The sequence below is a fragment of the Sphingomonas cynarae genome (genome assembly GCF_039537815.1).
GTDB lineage: Bacteria > Pseudomonadota > Alphaproteobacteria > Sphingomonadales > Sphingomonadaceae > Sphingomonas > Sphingomonas cynarae.
The window spans coordinates 452,622-468,810 of the sequence record NZ_BAABBF010000003.1; the positions used below are offsets into that span (position 1 = coordinate 452,622).

The 16,189-nt window shown below is 68.9% G+C and carries 12 protein-coding genes and 1 pseudogene; 10 read left to right on the forward strand and 3 right to left on the reverse strand.

Translation table 11 applies throughout. From position 1 onward, the window contains the following. Positions 1-19: 19 nt before the first annotated feature. The 5 genes from ABD719_RS08890 (at position 20) to ABD719_RS08910 (ending at position 8,157) form a co-directional block, all read left to right on the forward strand. Entirely contained in the window at positions 20-976 is a 957-nt protein-coding gene (locus ABD719_RS08890; RefSeq protein WP_344692987.1) for a hypothetical protein, read from the forward strand. A gap of 26 nt (positions 977-1,002) precedes the next feature. Beyond that, positions 1,003-1,455 carry a hypothetical protein gene (locus tag ABD719_RS08895; RefSeq protein WP_344692988.1) on the forward strand — a complete coding sequence of 151 codons (453 nt, stop codon included), beginning with the start codon at positions 1,003-1,005 and terminating at the stop codon, positions 1,453-1,455. Between the two features lie 35 nt (positions 1,456-1,490). Continuing rightward, the gene (locus ABD719_RS08900; protein WP_344692990.1) at positions 1,491-2,615 is read left to right on the forward strand and encodes a hypothetical protein; all 1,125 of its coding nucleotides are present in this window, start codon (positions 1,491-1,493) and stop codon (positions 2,613-2,615) included. A gap of 71 nt (positions 2,616-2,686) precedes the next feature. Then, a complete protein-coding gene (locus ABD719_RS08905; RefSeq protein WP_344692992.1) occupies positions 2,687-7,642 on the forward strand; it encodes a hypothetical protein in 4,956 nt (1,651 codons plus the stop codon). Then, positions 7,639-8,157 (forward strand): hypothetical protein, encoded by a 519-nt coding sequence (locus ABD719_RS08910; protein WP_344692994.1) that lies wholly within the window; start codon positions 7,639-7,641, stop codon positions 8,155-8,157. Before ABD719_RS08905 ends, ABD719_RS08910 begins: the two co-directional genes overlap by 4 nt. 122 nt (positions 8,158-8,279) lie before the next feature. Here ABD719_RS08910 and ppc read toward each other — a convergent pair whose 3' ends face one another. The 3 genes from ppc to ABD719_RS08925 form a co-directional block, all read right to left on the reverse strand. Beyond that, positions 8,280-10,958: a phosphoenolpyruvate carboxylase gene (gene ppc, locus ABD719_RS08915; RefSeq protein WP_344692995.1), complete on the reverse strand. Its 2,679-nt coding sequence runs from the start codon at positions 10,956-10,958 to the stop codon at positions 8,280-8,282. Positions 10,959-11,056: 98 nt separating this feature from the next. Continuing rightward, positions 11,057-11,497 carry an EF-hand domain-containing protein gene (locus ABD719_RS08920; RefSeq protein WP_344692996.1) on the reverse strand — a complete coding sequence of 147 codons (441 nt, stop codon included), beginning with the start codon at positions 11,495-11,497 and terminating at the stop codon, positions 11,057-11,059. Between the two features lie 57 nt (positions 11,498-11,554). After that, the gene (locus ABD719_RS08925; protein ID WP_192128002.1) at positions 11,555-12,121 is read right to left on the reverse strand and encodes an HNH endonuclease; all 567 of its coding nucleotides are present in this window, start codon (positions 12,119-12,121) and stop codon (positions 11,555-11,557) included. 153 nt (positions 12,122-12,274) lie between these two features. Here ABD719_RS08925 and gluQRS point away from each other — a divergent pair. From gluQRS to egtD, 5 genes and pseudogenes are all read left to right on the forward strand, one after another. Then, positions 12,275-13,117, forward strand: a pseudogene (gluQRS, locus tag ABD719_RS08930) (tRNA glutamyl-Q(34) synthetase GluQRS); the annotation flags it as partial. Between the two features lie 9 nt (positions 13,118-13,126). Then, positions 13,127-13,354 carry a twin transmembrane helix small protein gene (locus ABD719_RS08935; protein ID WP_192128006.1) on the forward strand — a complete coding sequence of 76 codons (228 nt, stop codon included), beginning with the start codon at positions 13,127-13,129 and terminating at the stop codon, positions 13,352-13,354. Between the two features lie 8 nt (positions 13,355-13,362). Further along, positions 13,363-13,911, forward strand: a complete 549-nt coding sequence (locus ABD719_RS08940; RefSeq protein WP_344692997.1) for a cob(I)yrinic acid a,c-diamide adenosyltransferase — start codon at positions 13,363-13,365, stop codon at positions 13,909-13,911. Positions 13,912-13,944: 33 nt separating this feature from the next. Next, positions 13,945-15,213, forward strand: coding sequence for an ergothioneine biosynthesis protein EgtB (gene egtB, locus ABD719_RS08945; protein WP_344692999.1), 1,269 nt, complete (start codon positions 13,945-13,947; stop codon positions 15,211-15,213). Beyond that, the gene (gene egtD / locus ABD719_RS08950; protein ID WP_344693000.1) at positions 15,207-16,184 is read left to right on the forward strand and encodes an L-histidine N(alpha)-methyltransferase; all 978 of its coding nucleotides are present in this window, start codon (positions 15,207-15,209) and stop codon (positions 16,182-16,184) included. The genes egtB and egtD overlap by 7 nt, the downstream gene beginning before the upstream one ends. The last annotated feature ends 5 nt before the right edge of the window (positions 16,185-16,189 follow it).

Consider the following 16,189-nt stretch of genomic DNA (forward strand, 5'->3'; position numbering starts at 1 on the left):
CAGCAAGAGGAACGTCGCGATGCGACGCTTGCTGTCGGCGCTTGTCCTGCTGGCGGGGATCGGTGGTGGCCTGCCGCTGCCCGCGCAGACCCGCCCGGGCACCGTCATCACCAACACCGCGGCGGTCGCCTTCACGCTTGACGGGGAGGATCGCCGCATCCCGTCGAACAGCGTCACGCTGACCGTCGCCGAACGGCTGGACATCGCCCTGGCATCGGGTGGCGCGACGCCGACGCTGGTGGCGCCATCTACGCCGCTCGCCGTGCAGCTGACCAATAGCGGCACCGGCAGCGAAGCCTTTGCGATCAAGGCGAAGGCGACCGTGGCGGGTGTGACCGTGGCGGGCATTGCGATCGACGTCGATGGCAACGGACGCTTCGATCCCGCGATCGATACCATGCTCGCCGGAACCACGCCGCCGCTGGCGCCGGGCGAGACGCTGCGCCTGCTGGTCCTGATCGCACCGGTGCCGGGTGTCGGCGCGGCGGATGGCGTGGTGACGGTCACCGCCCGCGCCGCCACCGGTTCGGGAACGCCGGCCAATGCGTTCGCCGGCACCGGCGATGCCGGCGGCGATGCGGTGATCGGCGCGACCGGCGCGACCGCCACCATCGACCTGCCCTTCGTCGCGATGTCGCCGGATATGCCGACCGATGACCCGGTCGATGCGCCGACCCTGGTCAAGACGCAGACGGTGCGCGCCACGGACGGATCGGCGCAGGCGACCAGCGGCGCGATCGTCACCTATACGCTGGTCGCCCGCTTCCCCGGCGCGACGCGCGATGCGCGGATCGACGATCCGGTCCCCGCCGGCACCCGCTACGTCCCCGGCAGTCTGACGCTGGACGATGCGGTGCTGACCGATGCCGCAGGCGACGATGCCGGCGGCATGGAGGGGGACACGATCGCCGTGACCCTGGGCGACGTCCCCCCCGCCGCCATCCGTACCGTCCGGTTCCAGGTCCGCCTGCCATGATCCCCCTCACCCCAAGGACTGTCTGCATGATTCCGTTCGTCAGCCTGGCGGCCATCGCCGTGGCCGCCGCGGCCGCCGCGCCGCTTCACCTGGAAACCCGTATCCTCGCCGAACAGCCGGTGGCGACGGCGGGCGCGGCACCGGTGCTGGCGCCTGCACGCCGGACGCTGCCCGGCGATCCGCTGGTCGTGGAGCTGGCCTATCGCAACACCGGCGCGGCGGCGATCACCGGGCTGGTGCTGGCCAATCCGATGCCGCGCGGGCTGGCCTATCGGGGGCCGCAGCCATCCTCCCCCGCCCCCGAACTATCGGTCGACGGCAATCGCTTCGGCACGCTCGGCACGCTGACCGTGGCGCTGCCCGGCGGCGGTACCCGGCCCGCGACCGCCGACGATGTCACCCATGTCCGCTGGCGGCTGTCCGCCGCGCTGCCGGCCGGTGGTGCCGGCCGCCTCGCCTTCCGGGCCGTCGTCCGATGAACCTTTCCACCAAGGCCCATAAGGAGAACTCGATCATGTCCCCCCCCGCCCTGCGATACCTGCTGTCGGGGGGCACCGCGATCGCCGCCCTTGCCGCCGCGACGCCGACCCTTGCCCAGACCGCAGCCGTCACGCCCGCCGGCACCATCGTCAGCAACACGGCACAGGCCACCTACACCGTCAACGGCAACGCCCAGACCACGCCGTCGAACACCGCGACCTTCGTGGTCGACCGGAAGGTGAACCTGGCGGTGGTCGCTGCGCAGAGCGCCACCACCTCGGTCAATTTCGGCGACACCAGCGTCATCACCACCTTCCGCGTCACCAACAATACCAACGCGACGCAGGATTTCCTGCTGACGCTGGCGCAACTGATGCCGGTCGGGCTGCTGACGGGCGCGGACAATTTCGATCTCGACAATGTCCGCATCGTCGTCGACGTCGATGGCGACGGGTTGTACGATCCGGCGGTCGATACCGCGACCTTCATCGACGAACTGGAAACCGACAAGACCCGCGCCGTCTTCGTGATCGGCGACATCCCGTCGAACAATCCCGCCGCCACCGGCGCGCAGATCGGGTTGCAGGCGATCGCCGCCACCGGCGGCGCGCGCGGAACGCAGGGGACGCCACTGATCCCGACCCCGCTCAACACCGTGAACCAGGATGCGGAGATCGACGTGGTCTTCGCCGACAACGACAATGACGGACTGCTCGGCTACGACGCCGCGCGCAACGGCCGCGCCTGGGCCTATGCCAGCTTCGCGGTGACGACCACCAATGTCAGCCTGACGGTGACGAAGTCGGCGTCGGTCGTGTCCGACGGCATCAGCACGCTCAATCCCAAGGCGCTGCCGGGCGCCATCGTGCAATATTGCCTGACCGTGCAGAATGCGACGCCGTCCACCGCCGCCGCCAACGTCAACCTGACCGATATCGTGCCCGCGAATACCACCTACATCCCCGGGTCGCTGTCGGTCGGCGGGATCGGCGCGAACGGGGTGTGCCTGCTGAACGGCGTCAGCATCGCCGACAACGGATCGGGCACGGGCGCCTATCGCGGTTCCTATGATGCGGGCACCCGCACCGTGACCGCGACGATCGCCTCCGTACCGGGTGGAACGTCGGTCGCCGCCAGCTTCCGTGTGACGATCGACTGACCTTTTAAACTCAGACTATTGGAGAATGCCCAGTCCGGCGCGTGCCCCCGCGCGCCGGAACGGCCCCCTGCATGTCCGTCATCCACCGCCTCGTGCGCCTCATCGCGCTGTATATCACCTGCTTCGCCGTCACGGCGGCGGGGCAGACGACGCGCGTGGAGAACACCGCGACGCTGCGTTTCACCGAAAACGACGGCACCACCCGCACGATCGCGTCGAACACCGTCACGCTCGATGCGATCCGCGCGAAGCAGCCCACGACGCTGCGTTTCTACCGACCACCGCCGACCTACGAGATGACCGGCATGGAATGCCGGACGACGCCGAGCCTGTCCTTCACCCCCGCCCCGATCGATCAGACGACGCTCGCCGCGTCGCAGGAGGTGAAGACGCTCGACGTGTACAGCGACATGCTGCTGGTGATCGAGAACCGTGCCGGCAACCACGATGCCGGGCTGCGCGAGACGACGGTCATCACGGCCGGCGTCGGCAATACCGTGATCAAGGTGCCGCTGCGTGAAACCGGCGGCGATACCGGCGTCTTCGCCGGCGGCGTGCCCGCGACGGCGACCGGCAAGCACCCCGAACTGCGCGCCTGCGACGGCCGTGCCCAGCGCGGCGTGCGCATCACCCTGTCGTTCGACGAAGACGCGGAAAGCCTTTCCTCCGCCCAGTCGCTGCTGATCGATCCCGCCGGTTTCGTTTTCGATTCGCGCACCGGCGCACTGATCGACGGGGCCACCGTGTCGCTGGTCGATGCCAATGGCCAGCCAGCGACAGTGTTCGGCGACGACGGGGTCAGCCGCTATCCCTCGACCATGGTCAGCGGCACCGCGATCACCGATGCCGGCGGCACCTTCTATCCCGCCCAGCCTGGGCGTTACCGGTTTCCGCTGACGCTGCCGGGCGTCTATTACCTGCGCATCCAGCCGCCGGGGGATTACACCGCCCCCTCCATCGTGCCGCTCGCGACCCTGCAACGCCTGACCGATCCCGGCGGCCAGCCGTTCATCCTGAACGACGCCAGTTTCGGGCGGGCGCTGACGCTGTCGACCCCCGATCCCTTCTATGCCGATATCCCGCTCGACCGGCCCGACGAGGCGAAACTGTTGCTGACCAAGACCGCCTCGGTTCGCGATGCGGTGCCCGGCGATGTCGTGCAGTATCGCCTGCGGCTGGCCAATCGCGGCGACCGCGTGGCGCAGGCGGTGCGGATCACCGATCACCTGCCGCCCGGCCTGCGCTATCGTCGCGGTTCGACCCGCGGCACTGCGGAGCCGGAGATGGCGGCGGACGGCCGCTCGCTCGTCTTCCCGCTCGCGCCGCTGCGCGCGGGGGCAACCACCGAAATCAGCTATGTCGTCTCGATCGCCCCCGGTGCGCCGATGGGCGAGGCGGTAAACCGCGCGCAGGCGGACGGTGACGGGCTGACCAGCAACGATGCCGCCGCCTCCGTCCGGTTGCAGCCGTTGCCCTTCACCGACGCGCTGACCGTGATCGGCCGCGTGACCGAGGGCGATTGCCGCGATCCGGTCGACAAGCGCAAGGGCATCGCGGGCGTGCGGCTGATGCTGGAGGATGGCAGTTTCGCGGTCACCGATCGCGACGGTCTCTACCATCTCGAAGGCGTGCCGGCGGGACGCCACGTCCTACAGCTCGATACGGCCAGCATCCCCGCCAGCCATGCGGCGGTAGCCTGCGACGCCGATACCCGGCAGGCGGGCAGTGCGATCTCGCGCTTCGTCGAGGGTCAGGGCGGCCTGCTCAAGCGCGTCGATTTCCAGTTGAAGCCGACCGGGCGGAATGCTGCCACCGCCGATGCGCTGCCGATCGTGGCCGAGGGCGATGCCCTCGCCGCCGGCAACCGCGACTGGCTGGCCGGCGCGCAGCCGGGTACCGACTGGCTGTTCCCCGCGATCGGCCACAATCCCCGCTCGCCCGCGCAACGGGTGGTGGTGAAGCACGCCCCCGGCCAGCGCGTCACGCTGACGATCGATGGCGTCGCGGTCGATCCCCTCGCCTTCGACGGCACCGAACAGGGCACCGGCGTCGCCGTGTCCCGCTGGACCGGCATCCCTCTGCACGAGGGCGACAACCGCCTCGTCGCGACGGTGCGGGGGGCGGACGGCGGCGTCGCCACCGTGCTGACGCGCGATGTCCATTATGCCGGCGCCGGCGTGGTCGCGACCTTCGATCCCGCGCACAGCCGGCTGGTCGCGGACGGCCTGTCCCGGCCGTTGCTCGCGGTCCGCGTCGTCGACCGCGACGGTCGCCCGGTCCGCGCCGGCACCCCCGTGCCCTTCCGCGTCGACCAGCCCTATCGCGCCGCGCCGACCGTGACGGGCGAAAGCGCCCGCGCCCGCACCGGCACCGACCGCGCGGAGATGACCGCGCAGGTCGTCGGCGACGACGGCATCGCCTTCCTCACGCTCGCGCCGACGACGCAGGCCGGCGCAGTCCATGCCGTCGTCACGCTGACCGACGACCGCCGCGTCCAGCGCAGCGAGATCCGCACCTGGCTCGCCGCGCCTGCCCGCGACTGGATGGTGGTCGGGTTCGGTGCCGGCTCGCTCGGCTACGATACGTTGCGCACCAGAGCGAGCGCCCTGCCCCGCGGTGCGCGCGGCGCGCTGGTCACCGACGGGCAACTCGCGCTGTATGCCAGCGGCCGCATCCGGGGATCGTGGCTGCTCACCATGGCCTATGACAGCGACCGTCGCGACGATCCGCAGCGCGGTATCGCCGACACGATCGATCCCGATCGCTACTACACCGTCTATGGCGACAGCGCGGCGCAGGGGTATGACGCGGCGAGCCGGCGCAAGCTGTACCTGCGGCTGGAGCGGCGTGAGGCCTATGCCCTGTTCGGCGACATCCGCACCGGCTTCACCGACACGCAGCTGACGCGGTACAGCCGCACGCTGACCGGGGCCAAGGCGGCATATGAAGGCCGTACCCTGCGTGCCACCGGCTTCGCCGCACGGGTCGACACGCGGTATGCCCGCGACGAAATCCAGGGCAACGGCCTGACCGGTCCGTACCGGCTGGCGCAGCGCGGTATCGTGCCCAACACCGATCGCCTGCATCTGGAGGTGCGCGACCGCTTCCACTCCGAACGTATCCTGTCCACCGTGCCGCTGACCCGGCACATCGATTACGAGATCGACATCCGCCTCGGCACCGTTCGCTTCCGCGATCCCGTGCTCAGTCGCGATGCCGGGCTGAACCCGCAGTTCATCGTCGCCGAATATGAAGTGGAGGCGACCCGCGCCAACCGCCGCGCCGCCGGCGGGCGGATCGCCGGCCGCACCGCCGATGGCCGGGTCGAGATCGGCGCCACCCTGATCCGCGACGAGACGGTGGGCAAGGCGACGGTCGGCGGCGCCGATCTGCGCGCGCGCCTCGGCAATGCCACCGAACTGCGCGGCGAATTCGCCGGCGGCGGCCGGCGCGGACTGGCCGATGGCCTGGCCTGGCTGGCCGAGGCGGAGCATCATGGCGCGGGGGTCGACCTGCTCCTCTATGGCCGGCAGCAGGACGTGGCCTTCGGCGTCGGCCAGCAGAATCTGGTCGAGGCGGGGACGCGCAAGCTGGGGATCGACACGCGCCTGCGCCTTGCCCCCCGGCTCGATCTGACCGCGACCGGCTGGTACCAGACGCAGTTGATCGGCACCGGCGAACGGATCGCGGGCGATGCGCGGCTGGAATATCGCCGCGCCGCCGGCACCCTGTTCGCGGGCGCGCAGATCGCGCGCGACCGGGGGCTGGACGGCCGCGACCGCGACAGCCTGCTCCTGACGCTGGGCGGCACGCACGCGATCACCGACCGGCTCACCCTGTCCGGCCAGACCCAGATCGCCCCCGGCGGCCGGAAGGAAAGCGTCGATTTCCCCGCCCGCCAGCAGGTGACCGCATCGTGGCGCGCGACCGACGCGGTGCGCCTGATCGCCGGATACGAGCGGGCGGACGGCGCCGATTTCGCGACCAACACCGTGCAGGCGGGGTTCGACCTGACGCCGTGGCGCGGCGGCAAGCTGACCAGCACGCTGAACGATCAGGCGACCGGGGTCGCCGGGCGCCGCACCTATGCGCAATACGGCCTCGCCCAGTCGGTGCCGCTCGGCGGCGGCTGGAGCGTGGAGGCGACGGTCGATGCCGCCGACACCGTGCGTGGCCGGATACCCGTGGCGGGCGGGATCAATGCCTTCCAGCCGGCGGCGTCGGGTGGCTATCTGTCGGCCACGCAGGTGAACGGCGACTATCGCGCGATGACGCTGGGCGTGGCGTGGCGCGCCGCCCGCTGGGCATGGAACGCCCGCATCGAACAGCGCGACGCGACGGCGGAGGACCGGTTCGGCTTCACCGCCAACCTGCTGCGCACGCTGGGCGGCGGCGGCACGGTCGCGGGCGGGGTGCGGACGTGGCGCGTCACCGACCGGGCCGGCGCCCGCGCGATGCAGTCCGATGCCGACCTCGCGCTCGCGCTGCGCCCGTTCGACAGCCGCTGGTCGATCCTCGAACGGCTGGAACTGCACCGCGAACGCGCCGACGCCGCCTTCACCGGCACGCAGATGACCGACCGGATCGTCAACAACCTCGCGCTCAACTATCGTACCGGGCCGGAAGGCGCGGGGCACGGCATGGAAACGACGCTGCATCACGGTATCCGCTACATTCGCGGAAAGTTCACCGGCGATGCGTATGACGGGCTGATCGACGTGACGGGGTTCGAGCTGCGTCACGATATCGGCCGTCGGTTCGATGTCGGCGTGCAGGCGTCCGTCCAGCACGCCTGGAGCGGACGCGACGCCTGGGCGTGGAGCGGCGGACCATCGGTCGGCGCGTCGCCGGCGGGCAATCTGTGGCTGACCGCCGGCTACAACGTCGCCGGCTACCGCGACCGCGATGCCGGCGCCGATCGCTACACGCGCAAGGGACCCTATGTGACGCTCAGGATCAAGGTGGATCAGAACAGTGCCCGCACCGCCATCGATGCGGCGCGGGCGTTGCTGGGGATCGGGCGATGAAGGCGGCATGGTGGATCGCCGCCCCGTTGCTGGCGGCCACGGCGGCAGGGGCGGCGGACCTGACGATCACCAAGACATCGACGCTGGTGTCCGACGATCTCAGTCTGCTCAATCCGCGCGCGCTGCCCGGCGCGGTGGTGGATTATGCGATCACCGTCCGCAATCCCAACCCGATCACCACCGTCGTGGGCACGGAAGTGATCGCCGACACCATCCCCCCCAACGTCTCGCTACGGGTCGCCGACTATGGCCTCCCCGGCAGCGGCCCGGTGGAGTTCGCGGACGGCAACCTGCTGGGACTGGGGCTGCTCGGTACCGGCCTGTCGATGCGCTGGACGGCGCTGAACAGCACGACCGACGGCATCGAATTCTCGAACGGTACCGGCTGGACCTATGTCCCCGTTCCCGATGCCGCCGGTTACGACCCCCGCGTCCGCGCGATCCGCATCACGCTGACCGGCGCGCATACCACCGGCACCAGTTACCGCCTGCGCTTCCGCACCCGGATCAACTGATAAGATTGCTGTTTTCCGCCATTGCGAGCGCAGCGAAGCAATCCAGCGCCCGGTGCGCGACGCCCTGGATTGCTTCGCTGCGCTCGCAATGGCGGAGTGAGGGCGGCGAATGTTACCCCGATTCATCCCGAATTGCGCAGCGCGGTGGCGATCGCGTTGATCGACAGCAGGATACCCTCGTTGATCCGCGCATCTTCCTCGCCCGCGCGGTGGCGCTTCATCAGTTCGATCTGGAGCAGGTTGAGCGGTTCGATATAGGGCAATCGCAACCGGATCGACTTTTCCAGCGCCGGGCTTTTGTCCAACAATCGGGATTGGTCGGTAACGCGCAATAATCCGTCATGGGTCTGATCCCAACCGGAACGGATGGTGTCGAAGAACGGGCGCAGCGGGTCGTCGACCAGCGCGGCATAGCGCGCGGCGATCGCCATGTCCGATTTCGCCAGCACCATCTCCATGTTCGCCAGCGTCGCGGCGAACAACGGCCAGCCCTCCGCCATCTCGGCGAGCAGGCCCTGATCGGGATACTCGACAATCGCCTGCCCCACCCCGTACCAGCCGGGCAGCATGACCCGTGCCTGTGCCCAGCTGAACACCCACGGGATCGCGCGCAGATCCTCGATCCGGTCGGATTTGGTGCGGCTGGCCGGGCGGCTGCCGATCTTCAGGTTCGCGATTTCCGCGATCGGCGTCATCTGCCGGAAGAAGGTGCGGAACGCATCGTCGCCGTAGACGAGTTCGCGATACTCGCGGAATGCGGTGGCCGACAGCGCGTCCATCGCCGCGCCGAACGCCGCGCTTTCCGTCGCCGACACGCGCGGCGGCTCCAGGCTGGCGAGCACCGTTGCCGCGGCCATCGCCTCCAGATTGGTCGCGGCGCTTTCGCGGGTACCGTATTTGGCGGCGATCATCTCACCCTGTTCGGTGATGCGGATGCGCCCCTGCACCGTGCCCGCCGGCTGCGCGCGGATCGCCGCGAAGGCGGACCCGCCACCGCGCCCCACCGCGCCGCCGCGCCCGTGGAACAACTGCATCCCCACGCCCGCCGTCTCGAACACCGGGGTCAGCGCGGTCGATCCCTTCGACAGTCCCCAGGTCGAGGTCAGGTAGCCGCCGTCCTTGTTGCTGTCGGAATAACCGATCATCACTTCCTGATGGCCGCGCGCCTGTGCGATCACCGCGTTCTCGGGCATCGCCAGCCACTCGCGCATGATCGCGGGCGCGGCATCCAGATCCTCGATCGTCTCGAACAGCGGCACCGCCATGATCGCCGCCTCGGGCGTATCGCCGGGGCGGTACAGGCCGGCTTCCTTCAGCAGCAGGTTCACCTCCAGCAGGTCGGAGACGGACTTGGCCATCGACACGATATAGACGCGGATTGCCGCCGTCCCGAACCGCCGGTGCGCCGCCGCCGCCGCCTCGACGATCGCCAGTTCGGACGCGGTCTCGTCCGAATAGGGCTGGAACCGGCTGGTCAGCGGCCGGGCATTCGCCAGTTCGGCACGGAGCAGCGCGACGCGCGCCGCCTCGTCGAGCGACAGGTAATCGTCCTCGACCCCGGCGACCTTCAGCAGTTCGGCGACGACGCGTTCATGAACGGCGGAGTTCTGCCGCAAATCGAGCGTGGCGAGATGGAAGCCGAAGATGTCGACCGCCCGGATCAGCCGCGCCAGCGCCCCGCTCGACGCCAGCGCGCCGCCCCCGGCCCCGGCGGTCGCCGCCAGTCCGCGCGCGATCGTGACCAGATCGGCGCGGAACGCCGCCGGATCGGCATAGGGTTCGCCGTGCAGCCGTCCGGGGCGCGGCGCCGGCTTGCCGCTGAGGGCCAGATGCGTCGCGGCGAGCCGGGCGTAGATACCGGACAGGGCACGACGGAACGGCTCGTCGCGGCGACTGCCGGCCGCGTCCCCGCTCGCGTCGGCCAGCGCCTCGACCGTGTCACTCACCGCCGCACGGTGCGACGAGATCGACAGTTCGGCACCCAGCGCATGGACGGTATCCAGATAATGGCCGATTACCGCCTCCGCCGCCCGGCCCAGCGCCAGCGTCAGCGAGGCGGCGGTGACGTTGGGGTTGCCGTCGCGGTCGCCGCCGATCCAGCTACCCGGCCGCAGGAACCCTGGACAACGCCGGCCCAGCACCCGGTCCCAGCGCTGGTATAGCGCGGGGATGGTCGGCAGGAACACGTCGCGCAGGTACGACAGCGCCGTCTCCACCTCGTCCGCCACGCCCAGCCGGTCGCGGCGCAGCGCCCGCGTCTGCCACAGCAGCGCGATCTGGCGGCGGATCGCCTCCTCGACCGCATCCCCATCCGGCGTTTCCGCCAGCCCGGCATCGCGCATCGCCATCAGTTCGGCGATGCGGTTGCGATGGTCGATCATGCTTTTCCGGCGCACCTCGGTCGGATGCGCGGTCAGCACCGGCGCGACGAGGCCCTGTTCCAGCAGCGCGACGACCCGGTCGCGGTCGATCCCCCCGTCCGCCAGCCGTTCCAGCACCGCGGCCATGTCCGCGCCTTCCTCGACCGCGATCCCCTGCCGGTCCTCCGCCAGGTTGGCGAGCATCGAGAACAGCATGAAGCCGCGCACGAATTCCAGCGTATCGTCCAGATCGAGCCGTTCGAGTTGCAGGTCGATCGCGGTCTCGTCCGCCAGCCCGCGATGCCGTTCCACGGAGGCGCGCCGGATCGTTTCGGTCGCGGCGAACAGCGTCTCCCCGCCATAATCGCGAATCACGTCGCCCAGCAGCGTACCGAGGAAGCGGATGTCGGGATCGTTCGCGATCGGGGGAAGTCTGGTCATGCCGTATTGCTGCGCTGCGGCAGGTTGGAGGTCAAGCCGGGACGACAGGTAATCCGATCGCGCACGCCTGCCTTTGCCTGCGCCCTATTGCTCGCGCCCTATTGCTCGCGCTTGTACGGCTCCGTCTTGTCGATCGCCGCGGATGCGTCGGGGTCGTTGCGCGCGGCCTCGCGCTCGTCGGAGGTGATCGTGCCGTCGTGATTGGCATCGACCCGGTCGAACCAGCCGAGCATTCCTTCCGAAAATTCGATCGCGGAGATGCGGCCGTCCTTGTCGCGGTCCAGCCGGCTCAGGCGGGAATTGCGGCTGGGCAGTTCGGTCTTGTCGATGAATTCGTCGGCGTCGCGATCCAGCGCGCGGAACCGGCGTGTCATCGCGCTGCCGAAATCGAGGCGGGAGGTGACGGAGGGGGGCGTGAACGACGCCGCCTTCGCATCCGCCGCCGCCCTCTTTTCGTCATCGCTCGGTCCGCAGCCGGCCACCGCCAGCCCCGCCGCGACGGCCCCCGCCGCCATCCATCCCGCACCCGTCAATCGCATCATGATCCCCTGTCGGCCAGATACCGGCCACCCGTCGGTTCAGGGGGGTACCGGTCGTTACGCATCCAGCTCAACGTCCCAATACAGCCAGTCGTGCCATGTCTGGTGCAGGTAATTCGGCGGAAACGACCGGCCATGCTCCTGCAGGTGCCAGTTGGTCGGCCGGATCGGCTCGACGTGCAGCGGCATCGACGCCTGTCGCGGGGTGCGCCCGCCCTTCTTCAGGTTGCACGGCGCGCAGGCGGTGACGACATTCTCCCACGTCGTCCGTCCGCCCTGCGCGCGCGGCACGACATGGTCGAACGTCAGATCGCGGCCATGCCCGCAATACTGGCAGGCGAACCGGTCGCGCAGGAACAGGTTGAACCGGGTGAAGGCGGGGAATTGCGACGGCCGCACGAACTGTTTCAGCGCGATCACCGAGGGCAGCTTCAGCGACAGGCTGGCGCTATGTACCTCGCGCTCGTAATGAGCCACCACATCGACGCGGTCGAGGAACATCGCCTTGACCGCGGTCTGCCACGGCCACAGGCTGAGCGGATAGTAGGACAGCGGCGTATAGTCCGCATTCAGCACCAACGTCGGGCAACTGTCCGGATGTCGGATCAGGTCGGGATGAAACACGAGCCCTCCCAAGCAATACCAATCAAGTCCGGGGGCGCTGTCGCCGACGGGCGTGACAGGGGTATGACAGCACGCCGACCGATTCCGGGTCAAGGGGTTCGTGATGAACCGCCCCCGACATCCGCCCCGCTCCCCGTCCGCCCCCCCGGCTGCGTCACCCGTTTCGCGCCCAGCCCGACCGGGCGACTCCATCTCGGCCATGCCGTCTCCGCAATCCGCGCGCACGATATGGCGGTGGCGCGGGGTGGCCGTTTCCTGCTGCGGATCGAGGATATCGATGGCACCCGCAGCCGGGCCGAGCATGTCGGGGCGATCCTCGCTGATCTCGCATGGCTGGGCCTCGCCTGGGAGGGACCGGTATTCCAGTCGCAGCGGCTGGCCCTGTACGACGATGCGCTGGCGACGCTGACGGCGCGGGGGCTGCTCTACCCCTGTTTCTGCACGCGCGCCGATATCGCCGCGGCCACCCTGTCAGCCCCGCACGACACCACCCCGCCTTATCCTGGTACCTGCCGCCACCTGCCCGCCGCCGAGGTCGCGGCGCGGCTCGACCGGCCGCATTGCTGGCGGCTCGACATGGCCGCCGCCGTCGCTGTCGCCGGTCCGCTCGAGTGGCACGATGTCAGCGCGGGCCGCGTCGCCGCCGATCCGCTGTCCCATGGCGACGTGATCCTCGCGCGCAAGGATGCGCCGGCCAGCTATCACTTGGCCGTCACGGTCGACGATGCCGCGCAGGGCGTGACCGATATCGTGCGGGGCGCCGACCTGTTCGACGCGACGCATGTCCACCGTCTGCTCCAGGCGCTGCTGGCCCTGCCCACCCCCGCCTATCACCACCACCCCCTGCTGATGGGCCCGGACGGTCGCCGCCTTGCCAAGCGCGATGGTGCGCCGACGCTGGCCGCCATGCGCGAAGATGGCAAAGATGGCCGCGCGCTGGCCGATCGGCTGCGCCGGGACATCCTGTCCTATGGCTTTTCGGATGCGAACACCTAGATTGACGTGATGAATACGTTCCTCGTCATTCTGCTGATCGCCGCGATGATCGCGACGGTCGTGGCACTGGTCCGCGGGATCATCGCCTTCCTTCAGGAATCGAGCGCAGCGGTGAAAGGCGGCGGCCCCAGCCAGGCGTCGCTCAAATCGAACCGGATGATGCAGCAGCGTATCTTCTTTCAGGCCGGCGCGATCCTGATCGTCGTGCTGATCCTGTTCGCCGCCGGCCGGACCTGATCCGAACCTTGGTCAAGCTCAACAAGATCTACACCCGCACCGGCGACGACGGCTCCACCGGGCTGGTCGACGGGTCGCGGATCGCCAAGTCCGATCCCCTGATCGCCGCGATCGGTGACGTGGACGAAGCGAACAGCGCGATCGGCGTCGCGCTCGTGACGGTACCGGCAGGGGCGGTGCGCGACGAACTTGGCCGTATCCAGAATGACCTGTTCGATCTTGGTGCCGATCTCGCTACGCCGCTGTCGATCGCAGGGGCCTTGCGGATCGTGCCAGAACAGACCGCACGGCTGGAAGCGGCGATCGATACGCTGACCCATGCGATCCCGCCGCTCACCAGCTTCATCCTGCCCGGCGGCAGTCCGGGTGCGGCAGGCGTGCATCTGGCACGGGCGATCGTGCGCCGTGCCGAGCGCTCGGTCGCGGCGGTGCCCGCGGTCAGCCCGGTGGCGGCAACGTATATCAATCGGCTGTCGGATTACCTGTTCGTCGCGGCGCGGGCGCTGAACCAAAACGGGGCCGACGACGTTCTGTGGATCCCGGGAGGAACGCGCTGAGCCGATCGGCCGGTGCCGGAACGAGGCATAGGCATGGCGACGGCGGCAAGAGCATTCGACACATCGGCATTGGCCGATCGATACCGCGCGGTTCGGGCGCTCAGCATAGCCTTGGTCGAACCACTGTCCGATGCCGATGCGACCGTGCAGTCGATGCCCGACGCATCACCTGCCAAATGGCATCTGGCGCATACGACGTGGTTCTTCGAAACCTTCGTGTTGCGCGATCATCTCCCCGACTATGCCCTGCATGATCCGCGCTGGCCCTTCCTGTTCAACAGCTATTACGAGGCCGAGGGCCGCCGTCATGCTCGCGACCGCCGCGGCATGATTACCCGTCCGACGCTGGACGAGGTGCGGGCTTACCGTGCGCATGTCGATGCCGCACTGACGGCTGCTTTGCCTTCGCTGCCCGTCGCCGCGCAGGAACTGGTGGCATTGGGATGCCATCACGAAGAACAGCATCAGGAACTGCTTATTACCGACGTGTTGCATCTGCTGTCGGAAAATCCGCTGGAACCCGCGCTGTGGCCGGCGGCACGCAAGGTACCGGTGGCGATGCCAAACCCGATTCGCTGGGTCGAAGGGTCGAACGGAATCGTACAGATCGGCCACGATGGCACCGGTTTCGCGTTCGATTGCGAGGGCCCCCGCCACCCGGCGTTGCTTACCCCCCATGCCTTGGCCGACCGCACCGTGACCAATGGCGAATGGGCATCGTTCATCGCGGATGGCGGCTATCGCGAGGCGCGTTGGTGGCTGGCGGATGGCTGGAACTGGGTGAAGACGAACGCGATCGCCGCTCCGCTTTATTGGGAGGAAACCGATGCCGGCTGGACCCGGTTCGGCCTCGACGGGCGACGTCCGGTCGATCCCGCTGCCCCGGTCACGCATGTCAGCTTCTACGAGGCGGACGCCTATGCCACTTGGGCGGGGGCACGCCTGCCGACCGAAATGGAATGGGAAGCCGCCGCCGCGATGCACGATGCCACCGGCGGCAACCAGATGGATACCGCCGGTCCGGTAGAACCACGCCCCGCCACCGACGACGCCGGCGGCCTGTTCGGCGATGTCTGGGAATGGACCGGCAGCGCCTACCGCCCCTATCCCGGCTTCCAGACGGCGGAAGGTGCGGTCGGCGAATATAACGGCAAGTTCATGAGCGGGCAGTTCGTGCTGCGTGGTGGAAGTTGCGCGACCCCGCGCGGCCATGCGCGCGCGAGCTACCGCAACTTCTTCTATCCGCATCAGCGCTGGCAGTTCACCGGCGTCCGCCTCGCAAAGGACCTGCCCGCATGTTGAAGCCGGAAGCCGAGGACGGCCAACGCAGCCTTGCCGACCCTGCCTTTCGCGCCGATGTCCTGGCCGGTCTCGCCCGCCGCCCCCGCGCGATCCCCGCACGCTGGTTCTATGATCGGCAAGGGTCGGAACTGTTCGAGCAGATCACCGACCTGCCGGAATATTATCCGACGCGGACCGAGATCGGCATTCTCGAAAAGCTGTGCCCTACCTTGTGCGAGCATGTCGGGCAGGGGCGCGCGGTAGTCGAGTTCGGTTCCGGCTCTTCGGCCAAGACACCGATCCTGCTCCGCTCCGTCGTACCATCCGCCTATGTGCCGATCGATATCTCGGGGGATTTCCTGCGGGCATCCTCGAAGACATTGTCGGCGGCCTTTCCCGATCTGCTGGTGCTGCCGTTCGAGGCGGATTTCATGCGCCCGCTCACGCTTCCCCGAACGATCGCCGATGCCCCCAAGCTGGGCTTCTTTCCCGGCTCCACGATCGGCAACATGACGCCGCTGATGGCGACGGACCTGTTGCGAGCGATGCGCGCGTCGCTGGGTGAGGGCGCGATGCTGCTGATCGGGATGGACCGGATCAAGGGCGCAGATATCCTCGTCCCCGCCTATGACGATGCCGCCGGAGTGACGGCGGCGTTCAACATGAACCTGCTGGCACGGATCAATCGCGAACTGGACGCGGCGATCCCGCTCGACGCGTTCCGCCATGTCGCGCGTTGGAACGACGACCGCGCCCGGATCGAGATGCATCTGGAAGCGGTGCGCGACATCAAGTTCACGATCGATGGCCAAACCTTTGCGATGACCGCAGGCGAGACGATTCATACCGAAAACAGTCATAAGTACGGCGCCCGCGATGCCCGTATCCTGCTGCGCGCCGGCGGCTGGACGCCGGTGGCAGAATGGACCGATCCCGACGGCCTGTTCGCGGTGTATCTGGCGGAGGCGCAGGCCGAGCGACCGGCCCCATAGTAGCC